Source organism: Burkholderia mycopellens (assembly GCF_964265025.1).
In the GTDB taxonomy this organism is placed as follows: Bacteria; Pseudomonadota; Gammaproteobacteria; order Burkholderiales; family Burkholderiaceae; genus Burkholderia.
On sequence record NZ_OZ183802.1, the window covers coordinates 3354150 to 3379965 of the forward strand.

Consider the following 25816-nt stretch of genomic DNA (forward strand, 5'->3'; position numbering starts at 1 on the left):
CAATGCAGCATGCAGCGGCGGCCCCCGGCCGCGAACCGGCCGGCCGCTCAGGCCTGCCGGGACGACTCCGCCGATTGAGTCGATTGAGCCGGCTGCGCGGCCAGGCGCCGCAGGTCGCGGCCCACGGCCTCCATCACCGGCTCCCATGCGCCGAACACAGGTTGCCGGTACAGCGTCGCCGTCGGATACCACGGGCTGTCGTTGCGTTCGAGCAGCCACGGCCAGTGCGGATTCACGTCGAGTAGCACCCAGGTGCGCGCGCCGAGCGCACCCGCCAGGTGCGCGACCGACGTGCATACGGTGATCACGAGATCCAGCGCGCCGATGAACGCGGCCGTATCGTCGAAGCTCGTCAGTTCCGCCGTGAAATCCTCGATCGCGAAGCCGGCCGCGCGCGCCGCCGCGACATCCGCCTGCGCACCCGGTTGCAACGAATAGAACGCGACGCCGTCGATTCCGCGGAACGCGTCGGCATAGCGCTCGAGCCCGACGCGCCGGAACGGATTGCGCTGGTGCCCCGCGCTGCCCGTCCACACGAGCCCGACCTTCAGCCGGCGCTCACCCGCGAGCCGCGCGCGCCACGCGTCGCGCGCAAGCGGATCGGCCCGCAGGTACGGCACCGACGACGCGAGCGTCGACGCCTCCATGCCGAGCATCAGCGGCAGGCCGATCAGCGGCACTTCGTAGTCGAAGGCGGGCAGCAATTCGACGCCGCCGCCCGCGCTGAACGCATCCGCATGCGCGCCGAGGCTGCGCTGCATCAGCGTGCCCACCAGCGGGAACGTATTCCAGATGAGCCGCCCGCCCTCGCGATGCACGCGCTCGGCGAGCGGCGCGACGAAGCGGCAGAACTGCAGCACGTCGCCGAGCCCCTGCTCGCCCCACACGAGCAGCGTCTTGCCGGCGAGCGGCTCGCCCTGCCAGCGCGGGCCAGGCAGCACCGGCCGGCGGCCGCGCAACTCGCCCGCGCCGTCCCAGCGCGCCTCGTGGCCGCGCCAGCCGGCCGCGAAGTTGCCGCGCACGAGCTGGATGATCGCCAGGTTGAAACGGTACGACGCGTCGTCGGGCGCCAGCTCGCACGCGCGCGCCGCGTAGCGCTCGGCGTCGTCCCAGCGCTGCGCCTCCTTCATCGCCAGCGCGACATTGTTCATCGCGAGCGCGTTGTCGGGCGCGAGCTCGACGAGCGGCGCCGTGCACGCGAGTGCGGCGTCCAGGTCGTGGGTCGCGATCCGCGCGACGACGAGGTTGATCCACGCCTGCACGTCGCGTGGATCGAAGCGCACGGCCGCTTCGAGCAGCGCGATCTCCTCCGCGCGGTCACTGCCCGACAGCCGCAGCGCGATGGCAAGGTTGTTGCGCAGCGACGGCCGGTCGGCATCGAGCGCCAGCGCTGCCCGATACGGCGCCACGGCATCCGCGTGCCGGCCCGCCATCTGCAGCGCGTAGCCGTGATTGAAGTACGCGGTCGCGCCCGGCTGGACGCGCGCCGCGCATTCGGCGAGCGCGACCGCATCGGCCGTACGCTGCCGCGAGACGAGCGCGCCGGTGAGTTGCGCGAGCGCATCGGCGTCGACCGCATGCAGGTGCGCGGCGGCGGCAAGCCACAGATCGCGCGCGGCGTGCTCGCCGCGCGCCTGCGCGTCGGCGGCCTGCCCGAGCAATGCGAGGAACGGCGGAAGCAGCGGAATGAGGATGTCGGTCGAATCGTCCATGCAGTCGGGATCGGCTAGCGGTGACGCGGCGCGCGTCGCGCGCACCGCAATACGCGCATCTTAACGCCCGCGCGAAGCCGCGCGGCATGCACGTCTCGACAGGCCGCGCGCGGCCGCCCGGCGCGCGCCGGTCACGCCCGTGCAGGCCGCCGGAACGCTGCCGGCGGTGCGCCCGCCCGCGTTCCGGCCGCATCCGCCCGCCGATCCGGTAAAATTACGCGTTTCAGCACACTAACAAGCCGCGCCGCCGCGCGAGCCGACCCTCCGGGCCCAGCCCGGAGCGCCGCCCGCAACGGAGCGCCAGCGCCACGAAGGCTCTTCATGCTTACGTTTCAGCAAATCATCCTGACGCTGCAGTCCTACTGGGACAAGCAGGGTTGCGCCCTGCTCCAGCCCATCGACATGGAAGTCGGCGCGGGCACGTCGCACGTCCACACGTTCCTGCGCGCGGTCGGCCCCGAGCCGTGGCGCGCCGCATACGTGCAGCCGTCGCGCCGCCCGAAGGACGGCCGCTACGGCGAGAACCCGAACCGCCTGCAGCACTACTACCAGTACCAGGTCGTGCTCAAGCCGGCGCCGGAGAACATCCTCGACCTGTACCTCGGCTCGCTCGAGGCGCTCGGCTTCGACCTGCAGCAGAACGACGTGCGCTTCGTCGAGGACGACTGGGAAAACCCGACGCTCGGCGCGTGGGGCCTCGGCTGGGAAGTGTGGCTGAACGGGATGGAAGTCACGCAGTTCACGTATTTCCAGCAGGTCGGCGGCCTCGACTGCAAGCCGGTGCTCGGCGAGATCACGTACGGCCTCGAGCGCCTGGCGATGTATCTGCAGAAGGTCGAGAACGTGTACGACCTCGTGTGGACCGAATGGGAAGAGCAAGGCCCGAATGGCCCCGAGCTGCGCCGCCTGTCGTACGGCGACGTCTACCACCAGAACGAGGTCGAACAATCGACCTACAACTTCGAACACGCGAACGTCGACCTGCTGTTCACGTTCTTCAACAGCTACGAGGCGGAAGCGAAGAAGATGATCGACGCCCAGCTCGCGCTGCCCGCGTACGAGCTCGTGCTGAAGGCCGGCCACACGTTCAACCTGCTCGATGCGCGCGGCGCGATCTCGGTCACCGAGCGCGCGGCGTACATCGGCCGCATCCGCGCGCTGTCGCGTCTCGTCGCCCAGGCTTACTACGACTCGCGCGAGAAGCTCGGCTTCCCGATGCTCGGCAACCCGCCGGGCGTGCCGGGCCTCACCACCGACGCCCAGGATGCCGCACAGCCGGCGTGGGCGCCGCCGCTCAAGGTCGAACGCAAGATCGATCAGGACTGACGAGACGAGATTCATTCCAAACATGACGCACAATCATCCCGCCCCCCTGCTCGTCGAACTGCTGACCGAAGAGCTGCCGCCGAAGGCCCTCGCGCGCCTTGGCGACGCATTCGCCGAAGGTCTTGCGCAACGCCTCGCGGCGCGCGACCTCGTCGAAGGCGAACTCGTGTTCGAACGCTACGCCACGCCGCGCCGCCTCGCCGTCGTCGTGCAGAACGTGCGCGCCGTCGCGCCTGACAAGCAGGTCCGCGAAAAGGTCCTGCCCGTGTCGGTCGCGCTCGACGCCGAAGGCAAGCCGACGGCCCCGCTCGCGAAGAAGCTCGCGGCGCTGGGCCACCCGAACCTGTCGATCGCCGATCTCGAGCGCGCACAGGACGGCAAGGCCGAAGCGTTCTTCATCAACTATTCGGCAGCCGGCGCGACGCTCGCCGACGGCCTGCAGGCCGCGCTCGACGAAACGCTCGAGAAGCTGCCGATCCCGAAGGTGATGACCTACCAGCGCCCGGACGGCTCCGACGTGAAGTTCGTGCGCCCGGTGCATCGCCTGACGGTGCTGCATGACGATCGCATCGTGCCCGTCACCGCATTCGGCGTCGACGCCGGCGACACGACGCTCGGCCACCGCTTCCTGTCCGACGGCCTCGTCGCGATCCAGCATGCGCGCGCGTACGCCGACACGCTGCGCGACAAGGGCCGCGTGATCGCGCACTTCGCCGATCGCCGCGAAACGATCCGCACGCAGCTGAACGAACACGCGAACGGCGATACCGTCGTGATGCCCGAGTCGCTGCTCGACGAAGTGACGTCGCTGGTCGAATGGCCGGTCGTCTACCCGTGCCGCTTCGAGGACGAATTCCTGCAGGTCCCGCAGGAATGCCTGATCCTCACGATGCAGACGAACCAGAAGTACTTCGCGCTGACCGACGTCGGCGGCAAGCTGCGCTCGCGCTTCCTGATCGTGTCGAACATCGAGACGAAGACGCCGGGCGAGATCATCGAAGGCAACGAGCGCGTCGTGCGCCCGCGCCTCGCCGATGCGAAGTTCTTCTTCGAGCAGGACAAGAAGAAGCCGCTCGCCGACCGCGTGCCGCAGCTCGCAAACGTCGTGTACCACAACAAGCTCGGTTCGGCGCTCGCACGCGTCGAGCGCCTCGAGGCGCTGGCCGGCGAGATCGCGCCCGCGATCGGCGCCGACGCCACGCTCGCGAAGCGCGCCGCGCGTCTCGCGAAGGCCGACCTGCTGACCGACATGGTCGGCGAGTTCCCGGAGCTGCAGGGCACGATGGGCACGTACTACGCGCGCCACGACGGCGAAGCCGACGACGTCGCGCTCGCGTGCGCCGAGCACTACCAGCCGCGCTTCTCCGGCGACGCACTGCCGACCACGCCCGTGTCGACCGCCGTCGCGCTCGCCGACAAGCTCGAGACGATCGTCGGCATCTGGGGCATCGGCCTCGCACCGACCGGCGAGAAGGATCCGTTCGCGCTGCGCCGTCACGCGCTCGGCGTGCTGCGCCTGCTGCTCGAGAAGCAGTTGCCGCTCGATCTCGTGTCGCTGCTGCGCACGGCCCATGCACGCTTCGAAGGCGTGCCGGGCGTGGCCGAATCGACCGATGCGATCCTCGCGTTCTTCATGGACCGCCTGCGCGGCCTGCTGCGCGAGCGCGGCTATTCGGCCGGTGAAATCGACGCGGTGCTGAGCCTGAACCCGACGCGCGTCGACGATCTCGTCGCACGCCTCGACGCGGTGCGCGAATTCACGCATCTCGTGGAAGCGGAAGCGCTCGCGGCCGCGAACAAGCGGATCTCGAACATCCTGAAGAAGTCGGAAGGCGGCGCGAACGGCGCGGTGCAGCCGGCGCTGCTCGTCGAAGCCGCCGAGAAGGCGCTGCACGAACAGCTCGCGGCCGTAACGCCGCACGTGCAGTCGCAGCTCGAGGCGCGGGCGTACACGGGCGCGCTGTCGGCGCTCGCCGCGCTGCGCGTGCCGGTCGACACGTTCTTCAACGACGTGATGGTCAACGCGGAAGATCCGGCACTGCGCGCGAACCGTCTCGCACTGCTGTCCGCGCTGCACCAGCAGATGAACTGCGTCGCCGACATCTCGAAGCTCGCCGCATAAGGGCCTCACGATGCCGACCAGCCCCAACCGAAAGCTCGTCGTCCTCGACCGGGACGGCGTGATCAACGTCGATTCGGATGCGTTCATCAAGACGCCCGACGAATGGATCGCGCTGCCCGGCGCCCTCGAGGCGATCGCCCGGCTCAACCACGCAGGCTATCGCGTGGTCGTCGCGACCAACCAGTCCGGCATCGGTCGCGGGCTGTTCGACATGGCCGCGCTCAACGAGATGCATCTGAAGATGCATCGCGCGGCGGCCTCGGTCGGCGCACGTGTCGACGCGGTGTTCTTCTGCCCGCACACGGCCGAGGATCACTGCGACTGCCGCAAGCCGAAACCCGGCATGATGCAGATGATCGCCGAGCGCTTCGAGATCGATCCCGGTCACACGCCGGTCGTCGGCGATTCGCTACGCGACCTGCAGGCCGGCGTCGCGGTCGGCTTCCAGCCGCACCTCGTGCTCACCGGCAAGGGCAAGAAGACGCTCGCCGCCGGCAACCTGCCGCCCGGCACGAAGGTTCACGACGACCTGCGCGCGTTCGCGCTCGATTTCCTTTCACACGAACACGAGTGATGCAGCCGCCGCGCGCATCCTCCCTAACGCCAGACTTACGCCGATGCGCTTCGTCCGCTCCCTGCTGCTGCTGATCTACTTCATCCTGTACACGGTGCCGTACGCCACCGCGTGCTTCATCGCCTTTCCGTTCATGCGTCCCGACGCGCGCTACTGGATGGCGGCCGGCTGGTGCAAGTCGACGCTGTGGGTCGTGCGCTGGCTGAACGGCATTCGCTACCGGATCGAAGGGTTCGAGAACCTGCCCGACGGCCCGGCCGTGCTGCTGTCGAAGCACCAGTCCGCGTGGGAGACGCTCGCGTTTCCGGCGCTGATGCCGAAGCCGCTCTGCTATGTGTTCAAGCGCGAGCTGCTGTACGTGCCGTTCTTCGGCTGGGCGCTCGGGCTGCTGCACATGGTCAACATCAACCGCAAGGAAGGCAAGAACGCGTTCGCTTCGGTGATCCGCCAGGGCAAGAAGCGCCTGTCGGAGGGCGCATGGATGATCATGTTCCCGGAAGGCACGCGCACGCCGGTCGGCAAACAGGGCAAGTACAAGACGGGCGGCGCGCGCTTCGCGATCGAAACCGGCGCACCCGTCGTGCCGATCGCGCACAATGCAGGTCGGGTGTGGCCGCGCAACTCGTTCACGAAATTCCCGGGCGTCGTCACCGTGTCGATCGGCAAGCCGATCCCCAGCGAGGGGCTGACGCCCGATGCATTGAACTCGCAGGTCGAAGCATGGATCGAAGCGGAAATGCGCCGGATCGATCCGGATTCGTATCGCCAGGCGGGCAATGCCGGCACGCGCGATGCCGCGCGCGTCTGACGCCTCCAGGTTGCAGCCGTTGCGTACGACAAAAAGAAGCGAACTGATGAAACAGCGTCCGCGGCCACGGCCTGCCGTCGTGGCCCTCGATCATCGCCAGATGGACCTGCCGCTCTTCGATGGGCCGGCCGCCGCACCGTCGGCGCCCGCTACGCCGCCGGCGCCGCCCGAAGCGGCGCCCGCCGCGCCCCTCGATCCGGGCCCGGCACCCGACCGCTCGCGCGTGCGCACGTTCGCACTCGACAGCCGCGTGCTCGAATACCGCCTGAAGCGCTCCGCGCGCCGTACGATCGGCTTCACGATCGACGGCAGCGGGCTGTCGATCACCGCGCCGCGCTGGGTCACGCTCGCCGACATCGAAGCCGCGATTTCCGAGAAACAGCGCTGGATCTTCGCGAAGCTCGCGGAGTGGAAGACGCGCACCGAGCAGCGCGCGCTGCCGCAGATCGACTGGCGCGACGGCGCGCAGCTTCCGTATCTCGGCAAGACGGTGACGATCGCGCTCGGCGCGGGCGCCGTCTCGTTCGATGCCGATGCGCTGCGGCTCTCGTTGCCGCTGTCCGTGCAGGCCGACATGCAGCAGATCAAGGATCGCGTGCAGGGCTGGCTGCAGGGCGAAGCCAAGCGGATCTTCGGTGAGCGCCTCGTGGTCTACGCGGAGAAGCTCGGCGTCACGTATTCGGTGTACGCGCTGTCGTCGGCCGCGACGCGCTGGGGCAGTTGCTCGAGCGACGGCAAGATCCGGCTGAACTGGCGGCTGATCCATTTCCCGATGTCGATCATCGACTACGTCGTCGCGCACGAGCTGTCGCACCTGCGCGAGATGAACCACAGCCCGGCCTTCTGGCAGACCGTCGAATCGATCTTCCCCGAGTTCCGCGAGGCGCGGCACACGCTCAAGCATCATCCTCCCGAGCTGCTGCCGTCGCTTTGACGCGCGTGGCTTCGCCGCCAACGAAAAAGGGCGACGCGGGTCACCCCGCATCGCCCTTTTTTGCTGCTGCGGCGCACATTGCGCGCCGCAGCCCGGTTCATCCGGCGCTCAGTGCGCCTTCTTCTGGATGAACTCGATCTTGTAGCCGTCCGGATCCTCGACGAACGCGATCACGGTCGTGCCGTGCTTCATCGGGCCCGCTTCACGCGTGACCTTGCCGCCTTGCGCCTTGATCTTGTCGCAGGCCGCGTACGCGTCGTCGACTTCCAGTGCGAGGTGACCGAAACCCGTGCCGAGGTCATAGGACGGCGTATCCCAGTTGTGGGTCAGTTCGATCACCGTGTTATCGCTTTCGTCGCCGTAGCCGACGAACGCGAGCGTGAACTTGCCTTCCGGATAGTCGTCGCGGCGCAGCACCTTCATGCCGAGCAATTCGGTGTAGAACTTGATCGAGCGGTCGAGATCGCCGACTCGCAGCATCGTATGCAGCAATCGCATGTGTTGTACTCCTGTGGGGACTTTCCAGAAGCGGGAACTCTACCAGAGTCGGATGAACTTCGCCGGGGGTGCCTTAGCCGGGAGCGCCTAGCCTGAGGCGGCCAACCGGGGCGCTTGCCCGGAGCGCGGCCGATACGCCGATCGGCGCCGGGCGGCGCGAGTACGACGGCGGAAACCGGCGCGATCCGGCTCACCCGGCTACCGTACCGATCGAGTAACATCCTTCCACCTCGCACCCAAAACGGGCATGCGACCCGCCGCCCGCACGCGGCCACCACTCTCCCCTACAGCCACACTGCCGTGCGAAACCGCCGATTCGAGCGCGCCGGATGCGCAGCCCTCCCGATCTTGCAGCCGCCATACCGAACCGGCGAGGTTCGCCGATGACCACCCTCGCCGCCCCCGTGCGCCGCGCGCTCGACACGCGCGCCGTCGGCCTGATGCTGCTGCTGTGCGCGATCTGGGGCTTCCAGCAGGTCGCGATCAAGAGCACGAACGCCGCGATCGCGCCGATGTTCCAGGCCGGGCTGCGCTCGGTGATCGCGGCAGTACTGCTGTGGGGCTGGGCCCGCTCGCGCGGCACGCCGCTGTTCCGGGCGGACGGCACGTTCGGTGCGGGTCTTGCGGCCGGGGCGCTGTTCGCCGGCGAATTCATCTGCGTGTTCTTCGGGCTGACGCTGACGAGTGCGTCGCACATGGCGATCTTTCTGTATACGGCGCCGTGCTTCACCGCGCTCGGCCTGCACCTGTTCGCACCGGGCGAACGGCTGCAGCGCACGCAATGGGCCGGCGTCGGCCTGGCATTCGCCGGCATCGCACTCGCGTTCGCGGACGGCTTCCTGAAGCCACGGGCGCCCGGCGCATCGGTACTGGCCGGGCTGGCTGGCGATGCGCTCGGGATACTCGGCGGCGCGATGTGGGCTGCAACGACGGTCGTCGTGCGCTCGACGGCACTCGCGCGCACGAGCGCGAGCAAGACGCTGTTCTACCAGCTCGCGGTATCGGCGGTCGTGCTGGTCGCGCTTGCCGAGCTGTTCGGCCAGGTGTCGTTCGCACGCGTCACGCCGGTTGCGGTGGCAAGCCTCGCGTACCAGTCGGTGATCGTCGCGTTCGTGAGCTACCTGTCGTGGTTCTGGCTGCTGACGCGCTACAGTGCGTCGCGATTGTCCGTCTTCACGTTCCTGTCGCCGCTGTTCGGCGTCGCGTTCGGCGTGCTGCTGCTCGGCGAATCGGTCGGCTGGCGCTTCATGTCCGCTGCCACGCTCGTGCTGACCGGCATCGCACTCGTCAACGCGCCGCCACGCCGGCGGACATGACGACCGTGCACAACACGCGCGCATCCACGCAATAAAAAGGCTGCCCGCGGGGCAGCCTCTTCGGCACACGTCCGATCCAGCTCGCGTGGCCGGCCTCAACCGCCCTTGCGCACCACCGCGAGCGCCTGCGCGACGCCGACGTATTCGGCCACGCTCACGTCCTCCGCGCGACGCGCGAGATCGAAACCGAGCGCGTCGAAATCGATCGTCTCGCGATAGTCGCCGAGCGTATTGCGCAGCATCTTGCGGCGCTGCGAGAACGCGGCGGTGACGATTTCGCCGAGCAGCACGGGATCGACGTCCGGCAGTTCGTGCGGCTCGTACGGAATCATCCGGACGATCGCCGAATCGACCTTCGGCGGCGGCTGGAACGATTCCGGCGGCACGTCGAGCATCTTCTCCATCACGTAGCGGTACTGCAGCATCACCGACAGACGCGAAAACGCCTTCGTGCCCGGCTCCGCGACCATCCGCTCGACGACTTCGTTCTGCAGCATGAAATGCTGGTCGATGACCGCATCGGCGAACGTCATCAGGTGAAACAGCAGCGGGCTGGAGATGTTGTACGGCAGGTTGCCGACGATCCGCAGCGACGGCTTGTCGCCGGGCGCCGCGAGCGAACGGAAGTCGAACGCGAGCGCGTCGCCCGCGTGCAGCTCGAGCAGCGCGCCGAAGCGTTGCTGCAGGCGCCCGATCAGGTCGCGGTCGAGCTCGACCGCATGCAGCGGCGACTCGGGCGTCGCGAGCCGCTCGATCAGCGGCCCGGTCAGCGCGCCGAGCCCGGGGCCGATCTCGACCATGCGCTGGCCGCGCGCGGGGCCGATCGTCGAAACGATCGAGTCGATCACGCCGTGATCGACGAGGAAGTTCTGCCCGAAGCGCTTGCGCGCGAAATGGCCTTGGTGCTGTCTGCTGTTCGACATCGACTGAGTAAAACGAAAAAAACGACGAAAGAGGGGAAGCCGGGCCGCGTCAGGCCGTGCGGCGATGGCGCGCCATCGTGACGGCCGTGTCGAGCGCGGCGATCATGCTGCCCGGATCCGCGCGGCCCGTGCCGGCCAGATCGAGTGCCGTGCCGTGATCGACCGACGTCCGGATGATCGGCAGCCCGAGCGTCACGTTGATGCCCTCGCCGAACGTCGCATACTTCAGCACGGGCAGACCCTGGTCATGGAACATCGCGAGCACGCAATCGGCGTCGGCAAGATGGCGCGGCTGGAACAGCGTGTCGGCCGGGTACGGGCCGCGCGCGTCGATGCCCTGCGCGTTTGCGCGGGCCAGCGCCGGCGAGATCACGTCGATCTCCTCGCGGCCGAGATAACCGTTCTCGCCCGCGTGCGGGTTCAGGCCCGTCACGACGATACGTGGCGCGGCGAGGCCGAAATCGCGCCGCAGGTCGCGATCGATGATCGCAAGCGTCTCGACGAGCCCGTCGATCGTGAGTGCGGCCGACACGTCCTTCAGCGGCAGGTGCGTGGTCGCGAGCGCGACACGCAGCGGCTTGTGCCCGGTACCGGCCAACATCATCACGACACGCGGCGTATGCGTGCGCTCCGCCAGGTATTCGGTATGGCCGGTGAACGGCACGCCTGCATCGTTGATCGTGCTCTTCTGCAGCGGCGCGGTGACGATCGCGTCGTACCGGCCTGCCAGCGCGCCGTCGATCGCCGCGTCGAGCAGCCCGAGCACGTACGGCCCGTTCGCTGCGTCCAGCTTGCCCGCCTGCACGGGCACGGCGAGCGCGTGATGTGCGACCGACACCGGCCCGCCGCCGGCCAGCGTGGCCAGCTCGGCGCCGACGGCCGCCGCGCGCGCGTCGAGCAGCGCCGCATCGCCGAGCACGGTGAAATGCGCGTCGGGCCAGCGCCGCGCAGCGTCACGCAGCGCCTGCACGGTCAGCTCCGGGCCGACCCCCGCGGGTTCGCCGGTCGTGATCGCGATCTGCAGCGCGGGCGTGGTCATCCGAAGCTCGCTCAGTTCGCCGGGCCGACGCCGCCGATCTTGTACTGCACGTACGACGAATCGCGCAGCTCGCGCAGCCAGTCGGCATATGCCTGTTCGGCCTTGCGCTGGCCGATCGCCTGACGCGCGATATCCATCTGCTGCTGCACCGAACCTTCCGCTTCGCGGCGGCTCAGCACCTGGATCAGGTGATAGCCATACTCGGTACGGATCGGCTGGCTGATCTGGCCGTCCTGCAGGTTGTTCATCGCGCGCTCGAACTCCGGCACGGTCTCGCCCGGGCTGATCCAGCCGAGATCGCCGCCTTGCGACGCCGACCCGTCCTGCGAGTAGGTGCGCGCGAACTTCGCGAAATCGCCGCCGGCCTCGACCTGGTTGCGGATGTCGACCAGTTGCTGGCGCGCCTGGCCTTCCGACTTGCCTTCGCCCACGCGCAGCAGGATGTGGCGCACGTGTGTCTGGACGATCTTCGGTGCGGCGGCAGTCGCGCCCTGGCTCTGGCGGCGATCGACGAGACGCACGATCTCGAAGCCGTCCGGCACGCGGATCAGCGTCGGGTTGACCTCGCCCGGGCGCAGCTTCGACGCGGCCTCGACGACGTCGGCCGGCAGCGCGCTCGGTGCCTTGAAGCCGAGGTCCCCCCCCTTCTTCGCGTCGTTCGCTTCCGAATTGTTCTTTGCGAGCTTCTCGAAATCGGCGCCCGACTTCGCCTGCTGCAGCAACGCGTCAGCCTTCTTCTGCGCGGCTTCGATGTCGGCCTGCGGCGCGTTGGTCGGCGCCTTGATGAAGATGTGCTGGAAGCGCAGGTCCTGCTGCTGCGACGCGTTCGGCCCGCGCTGGCTCGCGATGTAGTTCGCGACCTCGGCGTCCGACACGGTGATCTTGCCGTCGACCTCGCGCTCGCGCAGCTTCGACAGCATCAGTTCGGTGCGCGCGTCGCTCGTGAAGATGCTCCAGGGCACGCCTTGCGCCTCGAGACGCGCGCGGTACTGCTCGAGCGTCATGCCGTTCGCCTGCGCGAGACGCTGCAGCGTGGACTGCACGGTCGCGTCGTCGATGCGGATCCCGTCGTCCTTGGCCTTCTGCACCTGGATACGCTCGAGCACCATCTGGTTCAGCACCTGCGCGCGCAACTGGTCGGTCGGCGGCACGGGTGCGTTCTGCTGCTGCAGCCGGCGCGCGATCAGGCCGGCACGCTGGTCGAGTTCGCGGCCCGTGATCACGTCGTTGTTGACGACCGCGACGACTTCGTCAGCGAGCTGCGCACCTTGCGAACCGAGCGCCTGCGCCGCGGCCGGCGCGGCGGCGAGCAGCGCGGAGGCCGCAGCGAGGCTGGACACGACTGCCGCGAAACGAAGGGTTTTCTTCATTGCCACTGGAACTCCATTGAAATCGTGCTGACCGGTGCAGACAAGCCGGCGTTACTCGTAGTTGCTGAAGCGGGACATCGGCGGCGGCGACGGCGGCAGCGGCGTGTAGCCCGCCACCCCGGCGCGGAATGCGGACACGAGGCCGTTGTCGATGGTCGACAGGCCCTTGAGCGTCAGCTGCATCATGACTCGCGTCGACGAGTTCTGCTGTCCCGACGAATTGATGCCGTTCGCCGCCCGTTGCACCCCGACCCCGAGCGCCCAGCAGTCCGCGTCGTATTGTAAGCCGACCAGACCGTCGACCACGCGATCGCCGGCGAGGTCGTAGTTGAAGCGGCCGATCGCATACAGGCGGCGCGTGAGCGGCCATTGCGCGGACACCAGGAACTGGTTGATCGGCTGGTTGTCGAGCGTGGTGTTCGAGCGCGTATAGCGGTAGCCGACGTTGATCACGCGGCGCTCGCCCGGGCTGTAGCCGAAACCGACGCTCGATTTCACGAGCTGGTTGTTGTTCTGGTTGTACTGGAACGCCGTCTCCGACATGAAGCCCGAGCCGAGCTTCAGCGCGGCGCCGACGATCAGGTCCGAGTGGCGCGCCAGTACGGCACTCTGCCCGGAATTCAGCGTGACACGCTGATCGGCGAAGTAATACTGCTGCGCGATCACGAAGCGCGCACGCTCGTCGCCGGTGCGCGGATCGATGAAGCGCGACGTGAGGCCGGCCGTGATCCGGTTCGCATCGGCGATCCGGTCGTTGCCGACGAACGTGTTCGGCTGGTAGATCTCCGCGAGGCCGAAGTCCGATTCCGCGGTATCGAACAGCGGTGCGTTCGACTGGTTGCGATACGGCGTGTACACGTAGTACAGGCGCGGCTCGAGGGTCTGGATGAAGTCCTGGCCGAACAGGCGCACCGAGCGGTCGAAGATCAGCCCCGAGTCGAAGCTCACGGTCGGGATCGACTCGGTGAAGCGCTTCGGGTTGTTCGGCGTGGTCGACGACAGGTAGTTCAGGTCGTACGACGCGAAGTGGTACTGGACCTTCGGCACGACGAAGTAGCCGGGTCCGTACACCCCGTACGAGATGTACGGATTGAAGACGATCCGGTCACCCTGGGTCGCATCGGCGGTCGTGATGCGGAAGCGAGAATAGTCGGCTTCCGCGCCGAAGTCGAAGCCGCCGACGTTGTACTTCGTGTACTTCACGTTCAACTGCGGCTCGCGGCTGTACGGCGCGATCGACGGCGGCAGCGTCTGCCAGTGCTGGTAGCGCGCGAGCACCGACCACGGGCCGTTGTTGTACGTCAGGCCGGCTTCCTGCTGGTACAGCGTCTGCGTCCCGTTGATGAACTGGTTCGACGAACCGAGATCTTCGGGATAGGTGTTGTCCGAGACCTTGTTGAAGAAGACGTAGCCGCCGAAGCCGCCGCCGAAGTTCTGCTGGTGCTGCCAGTAGATCGCGTAGCGGTTGCGGTGCGCGAGCCGGTCATCCGGCAGGTAATTGGCCGTAAACGTGCCCGCATACGACGGCGACAGGTAGCGGAACGTCGCCTCGGCCATCACGCCGCGCCGCGAGATGATGCGCGGCGTGAGCGTCAGGTCGCGGTTCGGCGCGATGTTGAAGTAGTACGGCAGCGTCAGCTCGAAGCCGTTGCTCGAGTTCATCGAGAACGTCGGCGGCAGCAGGCCGCTGCGCCGCTCGCCCGACAGCGGGAACGTCATCCACGGGCTCGCGAAGATCGGCACGCCCTGGAAGAACAGCACGCCGTTGCGCGCGGTGCCCTCGTCGGCGCCCATATCGAAGTCGAAGCGGCTGCCCTTGATGTACCACGCGGGGTTCGTCGAGCACTGGCACGCCGTGTACGTGCCGTTGACGAACACCGAGCGCTCGTCGTCGACCATGTCGACGCGCTCCGCGCTGCCCGACCCGCCCGTCATGTTGAAGTGATACTTCGGCGCCGTCATGAAGCCCTGGTTCGCCTCGATCTTCAGATGCGCCTCGGGGCCCGCGAACGACGTGCCGCCATTGATCACCCTGACCTGGCCGTACGCATCGGCCATGTCGGTATCCTGATCGTAGTGGATCGCGTCGGCCTTCACGACGGCGTCACCGCGCCGCAGCTCGGCCGAACCCTTCGCGGCGAGATCCTGCTCGGCCGTGCCGCTCGTGTGGTCGGCGATCACGAAGGCGGCCGGCTTCGAGCCGTCCTTCAGCGGATGATCCTCGAGCTGGGGCGCGAGGCGCAGATCCCACGGCGAGTCGAGCGGCTGCGGCTGCGCGGCCGCGCCCGACAGCTGCGCGTACGACACGGCCGGCACGAGGCCGGGCACGGCCAGGAGCGCGAGCGCGAGCCGCCGTTTGCGCGGCGCCCCGTCACCGGGGAAAACATTCGGGAATAGCGGTTTGGGCGGCATCTATCGTTTGGCGAATCGCCCCTTGTCAGCCGCACCGTCGCGGCACATTCGCGCGTGGCGCGCCGCACCGTCGCACCGCGACTGCGGCTGAGCGCAAACCGGGGAGGCGATCGGGCGGACGGCGCGGCAGGCAGCGGGCCTGCACGGCGGAAGCTGACGCGGGGCGCGTCAAAAAAGTCGTGGGGTATTATATGGCAAGACGTTCCCCCCTCCTCCGAGTTTCATGACGCCCCCATCCGCCGCATCCCAGCCCGACGCCCGCCTCGAAGCGCTCACCGCGTGGCTGCGCCCGCTCGCCGAACGCTATGCGCTCGACCTGTCGACCCTCTCGCCCGCATCGTCTGACGCCAGTTTCCGCCGCTATTTCCGCGTCGCATCGGCCACGAGCGACGTCGGCACGCTGATCGCCGTCGACGCGCCGCCGCCCGAAAAGTGCCGCGAGTTCGTCCAGGTCGCGCAACTGCTCGTCGCGGCCGGCAACCATGTGCCTGACGTGCTGGCCCACGATTTCGACGCGGGCTTCATGCTCGTGACCGATCTCGGCCGCACGTCGTACATCTCAGTGCTCGATCCGGCCGACCCGGCCGCCGCAAAACCGCTGATGCGCGCGGCGCTCGACGCACTGATCCGCTTCCAGCTCACGTCGAAGCCCGACGTGCTGCCGCCGTTCGACGAGGCATTCCTGCGCCGCGAGATGGAGCTGATGCCCGAATGGTTCGTCGGCCGCCACCTCGGCAAGCCCGTCACCGACGCGATGCGCGGCACGCTCGACCGCACCTTCGCGCTGCTGGTCGCCAGCGCGCACGCGCAGCCGCAGGGTTTCATGCTGCGCGATTTCATGCCGCGCAACCTGATGGTGTGCGAGCCGAACCCGGGCATCCTCGATTTCCAGGACGCCGTCCACGGGCCGCTGACGTACGACGTCGTGTCGCTGCTGCGCGACGCCTTCATCAGTTGGGACGAGGCGTTCGAGCTCGACTGCTTCGCGTACTACTGGGAAAAGGCGAAAAAGGCCGGCCTGCCGGTCGACCCCGATTTCGGCGAATTCTACCGCCAGCTCGAATGGATGGGGCTGCAGCGCCACATCAAGGTGCTCGGCCTGTTCGCGCGTATCAATTACCGTGACGGCAAGCCGCACTACCTGAACGACCTGCCGCGCTTCATCGCGTATGCGCGCAAGGTCGCGCTGCGCTACCGCCCGCTCGTGCCGTTCGCGAAGCTGCTCGACGAGTTCGAGGGCAACGCACCGGCCGACGTGGGCTATACGTTCTGATCGTTCCGACTCTCCTGAAACCCGGCCGAACATGAGCAACACCCTGACCACGGCGATGATCTTCGCCGCCGGGCGCGGCGAACGGATGCGCCCGCTCACCGACACTCGCCCGAAGCCGCTGCTCGAAGCGGGCGGCAAGCCGCTGATCGTGTGGCAGATCGAAGCGCTCGCCCGCGCGGGCATCGAGACGATCGTGATCAACCATGCTTGGCTAGGCGAACAGATCGAGGCTGCGCTCGGCGACGGTTCGCGCTGGGGCGTGCGGCTCGTGTATTCGGCCGAGGGCGAGGCACTGGAAACGGCCGGCGGCATCGCGAAGGCGTTGCCGCTGCTCGAGCGCGACGGGCAGCCGGCCGTGTTCGCGGCGGTCAGCGGCGACGTCTACTGCGCGTTCGACTACCGGTCGCTCGCGCCGCGCGCCGCCCGAATGGCCGAGCTCGAAGCGCCGGCGATGCACCTCGTGATGGTGCCGAACCCGCCGTTCCACCCAGCCGGCGACTTCGCACTCGGCGACGACGGCCGCCTTGCGCTCGACGGCCCCGCACGCTTCACGTTCGGCAATATCGGCCTGTATGACACGCGGATGTTCCGCGATCTCGCGCCCGGCACACGGCGTGCGCTGACGCCGTACTATCGCGCGGCGATCGAGGCCGGCCGCGCGAGCGGCGAACTGTATGAAGGTATCTGGGAGAACGTCGGCACACCCGCGCAGCTCGGCGAGCTGGATGTGCGGCTGCGCGCCGCGAAGTGACCGGCTGACGGGTCGTCGGGCCGATCGATCGGATGGCCGGTTGGCCCGCTGGTGAGCCGACCTGCAAGCCGGCCGGTTTGGCCTGGCCAAACAACAGGACCAGCGCCTGCCGACCGCTCATGCCGGCGCGACTCCCGCCCGTCAAGCACCCCGCTGCGGGCCTGCGCGTGCAGCACCGCGGCTCACGCGGCTTCCGCTTCCTCCCCGCCCGCCGCCGCGCGCTGCTGCTGCAGCGCCCACATCTGCGCATACAGCCCGTCGGCGCGCACGAGTTCGTCGTGCGTGCCGCGCTCGACGATCCGCCCGTGGTCCATCACGAGGATCTGCTGCGCGTGCACGACCGTCGACAGCCGGTGCGCGATCACGAGCGTCGTCCGATGCCGCGCGATCTGGTCGAGTTCGTGCTGGATCGCACGCTCCGAGCGTGAATCGAGCGCCGACGTCGCTTCGTCGAACAGCAGCACCGGCGGATCCTTCAACAACGTGCGCGCGATCGCGACGCGCTGCTTCTCGCCGCCCGACAGCTTCAGCCCGCGCTCGCCGACCGGCGTGTCATAACCCTTCGGCAAGCTTTCGATGAAATCGTGGATGTGCGCGGCACGCGCGGCCGCGATCACTTCGTCGCGGGTCGCGGTCGGCCGGCCGTATGCGATGTTGTAGTAGATCGAGTCGTTGAACAGCACGGTGTCCTGCGGCACGATCCCGATCGATGCGCGCAGCGAGTCCTGCGTGACGTCGCGGATGTCCTGCCCGTCGATCCGGATCGCACCGCCCGCCTGCCGGTCGAGATCGTAGAAGCGGAACAGCAGCCGCGACAGCGTCGACTTCCCGGAGCCGCTGTGACCGACCACCGCGGTCGTCGTGCCCGCGTCGATCGTAAACGACACGTCGTACAGGATCTGCCGCGCCGGCTCGTACGCGAAATTCACGTGCTCGAAGCGCACCTGTGCGCCGGCGACCGCAAGCGGCCGCGCGTCGGGCAGGTCGGCGACTTCCTTCGCGGCCGACAGCAGCCCGAACATCCGGTCCATGTCGGTGAGGCTCTGCTTCAGCTCGCGGTAGACGACGCCGAGAAAGTTCAGCGGAATGTACAGCTGCAGCATGAACGTGTTGATCAGCACCAGATCGCCGAGCGTCAGCTTGCCCGCGAGCACGCCCTGCGTCGCGCGCCACAGGATGAACACGAGCCCCGTGCCGATGATCGCCTGCTGGCCGAAGTTCAGCACCGACAGCGAGTTCTGCGAGCGGATCGCGGCCTTGCGGTAGCGCTTCAGGTTCTCGTCATAACGCTGCGCTTCCCACTCCTCGTTGCCGAAGTACTTCACCGTCTCGTAGTTGATCAGCGAATCGATTGCCCGCGAATTCGCGCGCGAATCGAGTTCGTTCATCGTGCGGCGGAAATGCGTGCGCCAATTGGTGACCTTCACCGTGAACAAGATGTAGGTGACCAGCGCCGCGAACGTCACGTACGCGTAATACGCCTCGTACTTGACCACGAAGAAGCCGAGCACGAGCCCGACCTCGACGAGCGTCGGCAGGATGCTGTACAGCGAATACGAAATCAGTTGCTGGATGCCGCGCGTACCGCGCTCGATGTCGCGCGACATGCCGCCCGTCTGGCGCTCCAGGTGAAACCGCAGCGACAGTCCGTGCAGGTGCCGGAACACCTGCAGTGCGAGCTGGCGCACCGCGCTCTCGGTGACCTTCGAGAACAGGATCTCGCGCAGCTCGGTAAACAGCGACGTGGACAACCGCACGAGCGCATACGCGACGACCAGCAGCCCCACGCCGCCCGCGAGCACGATGCCGGCCGACTGTTCGGCGCGGCCGATCGCGGTGATCTGCTGTACGTAGGACAGGTGGTCGACGATGCGCTTCATCACGACCGGCACGCCGAGGTTCGCAACCTTCGCGCCGATCAGGCAGCCGAGCGCGAGCGCGACGCGCCATTTGTAGGTGGCCAGGTACGGCAGCAGCGACCGGATGGTCTGCCAGTCGTTGCGGGGCCCGGTTGAAGCCGGCGCGGGCTCACCGGAAGCAGGAAATCGGCGCATGGGGGGAAGGATCGGCGGCGGTGCCGGACGCGTGCAACGGCGGCCGGCTCGCTCACTTTCTCGTACAATTTGCGAACGTTGTATTGTCGCAGAAGCCGCTTCGCGCCGCTGCCGGCGCCCTCGCCGGCCGGGCTGCGCGCGGCGGCAAATTCATTACAGGATGAAAGCCCCCGCCATGACCGATTCGACCCTCGAACTTCCGGCAAAGCAGCCCGCGCTGCGCGTCGTCCCGCAACCGCACGACGCGAACGTCCACGGCGACGTGTTCGGCGGCTGGATCATGTCGCAGGTCGACATCGCCGGCTCGATCCCCGCGAGCCAGCGGGCGAACGGTCGCGTCGCGACGGTCGCGGTCAACTCGTTCGTGTTCAAGCAGCCGGTGTTCGTCGGCGATCTGCTGAGCTTCTATGCGACCATCACGCGCACCGGCAACACGTCGATCACGGTCGACGTCGAGGTGTACGCACAGCGCATGCGCCTGATGGGTGAAGTCGTGAAAGTCACCGAAGCGACGCTCACCTACGTCGCCACCGGCACCGACCGCAAGCCGCGGCAACTGCCGCCGCTCTGACGGGCGAGCACCGCGCGACGGCGCCCTCCGCCTGCCCGCGGCCACCTCAGTGCGTGGCCGTCAGCCCGAACTCCCGCATCGCGGGCAGGAAATCGTGGTTCAGCTTCGGCTTGCGCGACAGCTTCACCAGCACGTAGCGCTGGAACGGCGCGAGCCGCTGCCACTGCGCGAGCGCGGGGGCCGACAGCCCGGCCAGCGCGCTCTGCTGCACGAGCGACTCCGGCACCGTATCGGTGGCGCGCCAGGTCGGCTGCTCGTCCGGCTGGAACCACGACGGTTCCAGATCGGCATGCGTGCGCAGCATCTCGAACAGCGCGTGATCGAAGTTGGGCTCGATCGAGGTGTCGTCGTCGGCCGGAAAGCGCGCGAGCAGCTTGCGGTCCTCGAGCGGCAGTAGCTGCCACTGCTCGAGCGAAATCCGCAGACCGAAGCGGTCGAGGTTGAAACGCACGATCATCGGGATGTACGTGAAGTTTTCCGACGAATCGTGTTCGAAGTTGAATAGCAACGGAGCGTCGCTGAGTCCCATGGTCGTTACCTGACGTGGCGGATGCCGGCGCGGCCGGCTTGCCTGAGGTATTTTAGAACCTCTGCGCGCGGGCGGCGGACACGATTGCCGCCGGCCCCGCGCCGAATCAACGGGAGTGCTCGTGAATCCGACCGAATCCGCTGACATGCGCGACGAACCGCGCGGCGCGATCGAACTGACCGTGCGCCGCACGCGTGGCGGCGCCGTCGAGACCGCACACGACTACGTGGGCCAGGAATGGCCCGTCGCGCTCGTCTTCAACGGCATCTCGCATGCGGTGATGATGTGTACGCCGTGCGACCTCGAAGCGTTCGCGGTCGGTTTCGCGATCTCGGAAGGGATCGTCGCGCGCGGCAGCGACATCAAGGACATCGAGGTGATCCTGCACGCCGACGCGCCGCTGCCGCATGCGGAAGTCCACCTGGAGGTCGTCCAGCAGGCATTCGCCGAGCTGAAGGACCGGCGCCGCGCGCTCGCCGGGCGCACCGGCTGCGGCGTGTGCGGGATCGAAAGCATCGACCTGCTCGACCTCGCGCCCGAACGCGTGCCCGACACGGGCTTTCTCGCGCGCCTCGCGCCCGACGCGCTGGCGCGCGCGGCGCACGGGCTGCCGGCCCATCAGGCGCTCACGCAGCTCACGGGCGGCCTGCATGCGGCCGCGTGGTGCGACGCAACAGGCGCGATCCGGATCGCGTTCGAGGACGTCGGCCGCCACAACGCACTCGACAAGCTGATCGGCTCGCTCGTGCTGTCGCGCGCCGACGCGACCGACGGCTTCGTGTTCCTGTCGAGCCGCGCGAGCTACGAGCTCGTGCGCAAGGCCGCACGGGTCGGCATCCCGCTGGTCGCGACGATCTCCGCACCATCGTCGCTCGCGATCGAAATCGCGAAAGCGGCCGGCTTGCGGCTCGTCAGCTTCTGCCGCGAAACCGGGCACGTCGACTACGGCACGGCCTGATCGCGAGCGCGAAATCGCGCCGACGATACGCCGCCGGCGCGACCCGCTCCGTCAGTCGAACTGACGGAAGTCCGGCTTGCGCTTCTCGAAGAACGCCGTCATCGCCTCGCGCGCTTCCGGCGCGCGCAGCATCGCCGAGAAGTGGGCCGCCTCTTCGGCCATCCGCGCGGCGGTAGCCACACCGCCCGTATCCTTCAGCAGCGCCTTCGTCACACGCAGCGATGCCGCCGGCAGCGCCGCGAGCTTCGCCGCCTGCTTCGCCGCGAACGCGTCGAGCTCGGCCGCCGGCAGCACGCGATTGACGATGCCGATCCGGTGCGCCTCCAGCGCATCGAACGCCTCGCCGAGCAGCAGCTTCTCGGCCGCTACCTGATGGCCGGCCAGACGCGGCAGCAGCACGCTCGACGCGGCTTCCGGGCACAGCCCGAGCTGCGTGAACGGCAGCGAGAACGTCGCGGTGTCGGCCGCGTACACGAGATCGCAATGCAGCAGCATCGTCACGCCGACACCGATCGCCAAGCCCGGCACCGCGGCCACGATCGGCTTGCTCGCGCTGCTGATCCGCGCAAGAAACTGGAACACCGGAGCGGTGTCGTCCTTCGGCGGCGACTTCAGGAAATCCTCGAGATCGTTCCCCACGGTGAAATTGCCGTCACCGCCGCGCAGCAGGATCACGCGAATCGCCTTGTCTTCCTGGGCTTCGGCGAGAGCGTCGGCCATCGCCTGGTACATCGCCGCCGTCAGCGCGTTCTTCTTCGCCGGGCGCGCGATCGTGATCGTCATCACGCCATCGGCGCATTCCACTTGAATTTCGGCCACAACCGTCTCCTTTGACTTTCCTCTATCGGAATGAAAAAACGGTGCGCGAGCTCGTGGCCCGCGCACCGTCATCGCTCTTGTCCCGCCCCGCTTACAGGCGTTCGATGATGCCCGCGGCGCCCATGCCGGTGCCGACGCACATCGTGACCATCCCGTACTTCAGGTTACGGCGGCGCAGGCCGTGCACGACGGTCGCCGCGCGAATCGCGCCGGTCGCGCCGAGCGGGTGGCCGAGTGCGATCGCACCGCCCATCGGGTTGACCTTCGACGGGTCGAGACCGAGATCGCGCATCACCGCCAGCGATTGCGCGGCGAACGCTTCGTTCAGCTCGATCCAGTCGAGATCGTCCTGCTTCAGGCCGGCAGCCTTCAGCGCGGCCGGAATCGCTTCCTTCGGACCGATGCCCATGATTTCCGGCGGCACGCCACGCACCGCGAAGCTCACGAAGCGCGCGAGCGGCGTCAGGTTGAATTCCTTGAGCACCTTCTCCGACACGACGAGCAGTGCACCCGCGCCGTCCGACGTCTGCGAACTGTTGCCGGCCGTGACGGAGCCCTTGTTCGCGAACACCGTGCGCAGCTTCGCGAGGCCTTCGATCGACGTATCCGCACGCGGACCCTCGTCGAGCTTGATCTCGCGCGTCTTCACGTCGACCTCGCCCGTCGCCAGGTTCGGGAAACGCTCGGTGATCGTGTACGCGGCGATCTCGTCGTCGAAGTCGCCGGCCTGCTGTGCGGCAAGCGCCTTGCGGTGCGACTCGACCGAGAACGCGTCCTGGTCTTCGCGGCTCACCTTCCACTGCTCGGCGACGCGCTCGGCCGTCAGGCCCATCCCGTACGCAATGCCGAAGTCTTCGTTGCGATCGAAGATGTGCGGCGACATCGACGGCTTGTTGCCCATCATCGGCACCATGCTCATCGATTCGCAGCCGCCCGCGAAGATCGCGTCCGATTCGCCGACGCGGATGCGGTCGGCCGCCATCGCCAGCGCCGTGATGCCCGACGCGCAGAAGCGGTTGACCGTCACGCCGCCGACCGTCTGCGGCAGGCCCGCGAGCAGCGCGCCCATCCGCGCGACGTTCAGGCCCTGCTCGGCTTCCGGAATCGCGCAGCCGATGATCGCGTCCTCGATCAGCTTCGTATCGAAGCCGGGCACCTGCGCAACCGCCGACTTGATCGCATGGACCAGCAGCTCGTCCGGGCGCGTGTTCTTGAAGACACCGCGCGGGGCCTTGCCGATCGGCGTGCGGCTGGCGGCGACGATGTATGCGTCTTGCAATTGTTTGCTCATTTGAGACTCCTTGCCTTATCCGCTCGCTCAGTTACGCACCGGCTTGCCGGTCTGCAACATGCCCATGATCCGTTCCTGCGTCTTCTGCGTGCCGAGCAGCTCGACGAACGCACGGCGCTCCAGCGCGAGCAGCCACTGCTCGTCGACGAGGCTGCCGGCTTCGACGTCGCCGCCGCACACGGCTTCGGCGATACGGCTCGCGATCAGGTAGTCGTGGTCGCTGATGAAGCGGCCGTCACGCATGTTGACGAGCGATGCCTTGATCGTCGCGATCGCCGACCGGCCCGCGACCGGCACGTCCTTCGCGCGCAGCGGTGCGCGGTAGCCGGTTGCCGCCAGTGCGCGCGCTTCCTTCTTCGCGGTGTCGAGCAGTTCGAACACGTTGAAGACGATCGTGTCGGACGGCTTCACGTAGCCCATCGCACGTGCATCGTGCGCGGACGCCGACACCTTCGCCATGGCCGCGTTCTCGAACGACTTCGTGACGAACTTCAGGATGTCGGTGGTCGCGTTCGCGGCCGTTGCGGCGTCCGCTGCGCGCAGCGCGGCTTCCTTCAGGCCGCCGCCCGCCGGCACGAGGCCGACGCCCACTTCGACGAGACCGATGTAGCTCTCGACGTGCACGACGCGCTTCGCGCTGTGCAGCATCAGCTCGCACCCGCCGCCGAGCGCGATGCCCGACACGGCTGCGACGACCGGTACGTTCGCGTACTTCACGCGCAGCATGCCTTCCTGGAACTTCTTCACGAACGGCTCGATACCCTTCGCGCCGCCCATCATGAACGCGGGCATCGCCTCTTCGAGGTTCGCGCCGGCCGAGAACGGGCCGCCCGGCGTGCCGAGCTTCAGCGACGTCGGCTGCCAGATCACGACGCCCTTGTAGTCCTTCTCCGCGAGTTCGATCGCCTGCACGAGGCCGTCGATCACGCTCGGTCCGATCGTGTTCATTTTCGACTTGAACGACACGATCACGACGTCGTCTTCACCCGCACGGTCGTCGACCCATGCACGCACGGCATCGGTCTCGAACAGGGTCTTGCCGTACGTCTTCGGATCGGCACCGGCTTCGCCGAGCAGCGGTGCGCGGAACACCTGCTTGTCGTAGACCGCGAGGTCCGAACGCGGCACGAAGCGCTTCGCTGCCGGTGCCCACGAGCCTTCGGCCGTGTGCACGCCGCCCTTCTCCGCAACCGGGCCGTCGAGCACCCACGACGGCAGCGGCACGTTCGCGAGCGCCTTGCCGGCCGCGATGTCTTCCTGCACCCACTCGGCGACCTGCTTCCAGCCGGCGGCCTGCCAGCCTTCGAACGGGCCTTCGTTCCAGCCGAAGCCCCAGCGAATCGCGAGGTCGACGTCGCGCGCGTTGTCGGCGATCGATTCGAGATGCACGCCGATGTAGTGGAACACGTCGCGGAAGATCGACCACAGGAACTGCGCGTGCGGATGGTCCGTTTCACGCAGCAGCTTCAGGCGTTCTGCCGGCGGGCGCTTCAGGATGCGGCCGACGGTTTCGTCCGCCTTCGCGCCCGAATCCACGTAGGTGCCCGTCTTCGCGTCGAGCACCTTGATCGCCTTGCCTTCCTTCTTGTAGAAACCGCCGCCCGTCTTCTGGCCGAGCGCGCCCTGCTTCACCAGTTCGGCGAGCACGGCAGGCGTCTGGTAGACCGGGAAGAACGGATCGTCGGCGAGGTTGTCCTGCATCGTCTTGATCACGTGCGCCATCGTGTCGAGGCCGACCACGTCCGCGGTGCGGAACGTTGCCGACTTCGCGCGGCCGAGGCGGCTGCCCGTCAGGTCGTCGACTTCGTCGAAGCGCAGGCCGAACTTCGCGGCCTCGGTGATCACCGCGAGGATCGAGAAGATGCCGACACGGTTCGCGATGAAGTTCGGCGTGTCCTTCGCGCGCACGACGCCCTTGCCGACGATGCTCGTCAGGAACGTCTCGAGCTGGTCGAGGATCTCCGGACGCGTATGCGCGGTCGGGATCAGTTCGACGAGGTGCATGTAGCGCGGCGGGTTGAAGAAGTGCACGCCGCAGAAGCGCGCCTTCAGCTCGTCCGAGAAACCTTCGGACAGCTTCGTGATCGACAGGCCCGACGTGTTGGTCGCGAAGATCGCGTTCGGTGCGATGTGCGGCGCGACCTTCTTGTACAGGTCGTGCTTCCAGTCCATCCGCTCGGCGATCGCCTCGATCACGACGTCGCACTCGGCGAGTTTCGCGATGTCGTCTTCGTAGTTCGCTGCTTCGAGGTACTTTGCGTCGTCCTTCACGCCGAACGGCGCGGGCGACAGCTTCTTCAGGTTCTCGATCGCCTTCAGCGCGATCGCGTTTTTCGGGCCTTCCTTGGCCGGCAGGTCGAACAGCAGCACCGGCACGCGCGCGTTGATGAGGTGCGCGGCGATCTGCGCGCCCATCACGCCGGCGCCCAGCACGGCGACCTTGCGAATCAGGAAATTGCTCACGGGATGTCTCCGGATAGTGTCGTGCAGCGCGGGAGGTGTGGGCTGCACGGCGAAGTGAGTACCAGGAACCGTT

General features: G+C 67.8%; 21 protein-coding genes. 10 read left to right on the plus strand and 11 right to left on the minus strand.

Translation table 11 applies throughout. The features are described 5' to 3' along the window. Window positions 1-47: 47 nt before the first annotated feature. The gene (locus ACPTTC_RS15640) at window positions 48-1712 is read right to left on the minus strand and encodes a hypothetical protein (RefSeq protein ID WP_423392995.1); all 1665 of its coding nucleotides are present in this window, start codon (window positions 1710-1712) and stop codon (window positions 48-50) included. 321 nt (window positions 1713-2033) lie between these two features. On the opposite strand from ACPTTC_RS15640, the gene glyQ reads away from it, so the two are divergent. From glyQ to ACPTTC_RS15665, 5 genes are read left to right on the plus strand one after another with little or no spacing between them, the layout of a single operon-like run. Continuing rightward, window positions 2034-3038 (plus strand): glycine--tRNA ligase subunit alpha, encoded by a 1005-nt coding sequence (gene glyQ, locus ACPTTC_RS15645; RefSeq protein WP_011885965.1) that lies wholly within the window; start codon window positions 2034-2036, stop codon window positions 3036-3038. A 22-nt stretch (window positions 3039-3060) separates the two neighbouring features. Continuing rightward, window positions 3061-5160, plus strand: a complete 2100-nt coding sequence (gene glyS, locus ACPTTC_RS15650) for a glycine--tRNA ligase subunit beta (RefSeq protein WP_423392996.1) — start codon at window positions 3061-3063, stop codon at window positions 5158-5160. 10 nt (window positions 5161-5170) lie between these two features. After that, window positions 5171-5734 (plus strand): D-glycero-beta-D-manno-heptose 1,7-bisphosphate 7-phosphatase, encoded by a 564-nt coding sequence (gmhB, locus tag ACPTTC_RS15655; RefSeq protein ID WP_175970864.1) that lies wholly within the window; start codon window positions 5171-5173, stop codon window positions 5732-5734. Window positions 5735-5777: 43 nt separating this feature from the next. Next, window positions 5778-6542, plus strand: a complete 765-nt coding sequence (locus ACPTTC_RS15660; RefSeq protein WP_175956354.1) for a lysophospholipid acyltransferase family protein — start codon at window positions 5778-5780, stop codon at window positions 6540-6542. A 46-nt stretch (window positions 6543-6588) separates the two neighbouring features. Continuing rightward, window positions 6589-7476 (plus strand): M48 family metallopeptidase, encoded by an 888-nt coding sequence (locus ACPTTC_RS15665; protein ID WP_423392997.1) that lies wholly within the window; start codon window positions 6589-6591, stop codon window positions 7474-7476. 108 nt (window positions 7477-7584) lie between these two features. On the opposite strand, the gene gloA is transcribed toward ACPTTC_RS15665, so the two are convergent. Continuing rightward, entirely contained in the window at window positions 7585-7974 is a 390-nt protein-coding gene (gene gloA, locus ACPTTC_RS15670) for a lactoylglutathione lyase (RefSeq protein WP_043190639.1), read from the minus strand. A gap of 383 nt (window positions 7975-8357) precedes the next feature. Here gloA and ACPTTC_RS15675 point away from each other — a divergent pair, with 383 nt between their 5' ends. Continuing rightward, a complete protein-coding gene (locus tag ACPTTC_RS15675) occupies window positions 8358-9290 on the plus strand; it encodes a DMT family transporter (protein ID WP_423392998.1) in 933 nt (310 codons plus the stop codon). A 95-nt stretch (window positions 9291-9385) separates the two neighbouring features. Here the strand turns inward: ACPTTC_RS15675 and rsmA are convergent, their stop codons facing one another. Genes rsmA through ACPTTC_RS15695 form a run of 4 tightly spaced genes read right to left on the minus strand, consistent with a single transcriptional unit; the run spans window position 9386 to window position 15034 of the window. After that, on the minus strand, window positions 9386-10213 hold the full coding sequence (rsmA, locus tag ACPTTC_RS15680) for a 16S rRNA (adenine(1518)-N(6)/adenine(1519)-N(6))-dimethyltransferase RsmA (protein ID WP_423392999.1): 828 nt from the start codon (window positions 10211-10213) through the stop codon (window positions 9386-9388). Window positions 10214-10262: 49 nt separating this feature from the next. After that, a complete protein-coding gene (gene pdxA, locus ACPTTC_RS15685) occupies window positions 10263-11252 on the minus strand; it encodes a 4-hydroxythreonine-4-phosphate dehydrogenase PdxA (protein ID WP_423393000.1) in 990 nt (329 codons plus the stop codon). An 11-nt stretch (window positions 11253-11263) separates the two neighbouring features. Next, a complete protein-coding gene (locus ACPTTC_RS15690) occupies window positions 11264-12622 on the minus strand; it encodes a peptidylprolyl isomerase (RefSeq protein WP_226200851.1) in 1359 nt (452 codons plus the stop codon). A gap of 51 nt (window positions 12623-12673) precedes the next feature. Next, window positions 12674-15034, minus strand: coding sequence for an LPS-assembly protein LptD (locus tag ACPTTC_RS15695; protein ID WP_423393001.1), 2361 nt, complete (start codon window positions 15032-15034; stop codon window positions 12674-12676). A 223-nt stretch (window positions 15035-15257) separates the two neighbouring features. On the opposite strand from ACPTTC_RS15695, the gene ACPTTC_RS15700 reads away from it, so the two are divergent. Together ACPTTC_RS15700 and murU are read left to right on the plus strand one after the other, a co-directional pair. Then, window positions 15258-16307 carry an aminoglycoside phosphotransferase family protein gene (locus ACPTTC_RS15700; RefSeq protein WP_423393002.1) on the plus strand — a complete coding sequence of 350 codons (1050 nt, stop codon included), beginning with the start codon at window positions 15258-15260 and terminating at the stop codon, window positions 16305-16307. Between the two features lie 31 nt (window positions 16308-16338). After that, window positions 16339-17058: an N-acetylmuramate alpha-1-phosphate uridylyltransferase MurU gene (murU, locus tag ACPTTC_RS15705; RefSeq protein ID WP_423393003.1), complete on the plus strand. Its 720-nt coding sequence runs from the start codon at window positions 16339-16341 to the stop codon at window positions 17056-17058. 182 nt (window positions 17059-17240) lie between these two features. On the opposite strand, the gene ACPTTC_RS15710 is transcribed toward murU, so the two are convergent. Beyond that, the gene (locus ACPTTC_RS15710; protein WP_423393004.1) at window positions 17241-19112 is read right to left on the minus strand and encodes an ABCB family ABC transporter ATP-binding protein/permease; all 1872 of its coding nucleotides are present in this window, start codon (window positions 19110-19112) and stop codon (window positions 17241-17243) included. 175 nt (window positions 19113-19287) lie between these two features. Here ACPTTC_RS15710 and ACPTTC_RS15715 point away from each other — a divergent pair, with 175 nt between their 5' ends. Further along, window positions 19288-19683 carry an acyl-CoA thioesterase gene (locus ACPTTC_RS15715; RefSeq protein WP_226200856.1) on the plus strand — a complete coding sequence of 132 codons (396 nt, stop codon included), beginning with the start codon at window positions 19288-19290 and terminating at the stop codon, window positions 19681-19683. 46 nt (window positions 19684-19729) lie between these two features. Here ACPTTC_RS15715 and ACPTTC_RS15720 read toward each other — a convergent pair whose 3' ends face one another. Beyond that, the gene (locus ACPTTC_RS15720; RefSeq protein WP_423393005.1) at window positions 19730-20212 is read right to left on the minus strand and encodes a nitrate reductase associated protein; all 483 of its coding nucleotides are present in this window, start codon (window positions 20210-20212) and stop codon (window positions 19730-19732) included. A 115-nt stretch (window positions 20213-20327) separates the two neighbouring features. Here ACPTTC_RS15720 and fdhD point away from each other — a divergent pair, with 115 nt between their 5' ends. Further along, entirely contained in the window at window positions 20328-21170 is an 843-nt protein-coding gene (fdhD, locus tag ACPTTC_RS15725) for a formate dehydrogenase accessory sulfurtransferase FdhD (protein ID WP_423393006.1), read from the plus strand. A 51-nt stretch (window positions 21171-21221) separates the two neighbouring features. Here fdhD and ACPTTC_RS15730 read toward each other — a convergent pair whose 3' ends face one another. The 3 genes from ACPTTC_RS15730 to ACPTTC_RS15740 all read right to left on the minus strand — a co-directional run bounded on the left by ACPTTC_RS15730 (window position 21222) and on the right by ACPTTC_RS15740 (window position 25743). Further along, entirely contained in the window at window positions 21222-21989 is a 768-nt protein-coding gene (locus tag ACPTTC_RS15730) for an enoyl-CoA hydratase (RefSeq protein ID WP_423393007.1), read from the minus strand. Between the two features lie 91 nt (window positions 21990-22080). Further along, window positions 22081-23280 (minus strand): acetyl-CoA C-acyltransferase, encoded by a 1200-nt coding sequence (locus ACPTTC_RS15735; protein WP_423393008.1) that lies wholly within the window; start codon window positions 23278-23280, stop codon window positions 22081-22083. A gap of 27 nt (window positions 23281-23307) precedes the next feature. After that, window positions 23308-25743: a 3-hydroxyacyl-CoA dehydrogenase/enoyl-CoA hydratase family protein gene (locus ACPTTC_RS15740; protein ID WP_423393009.1), complete on the minus strand. Its 2436-nt coding sequence runs from the start codon at window positions 25741-25743 to the stop codon at window positions 23308-23310. Window positions 25744-25816: the final 73 nt, after the last annotated feature.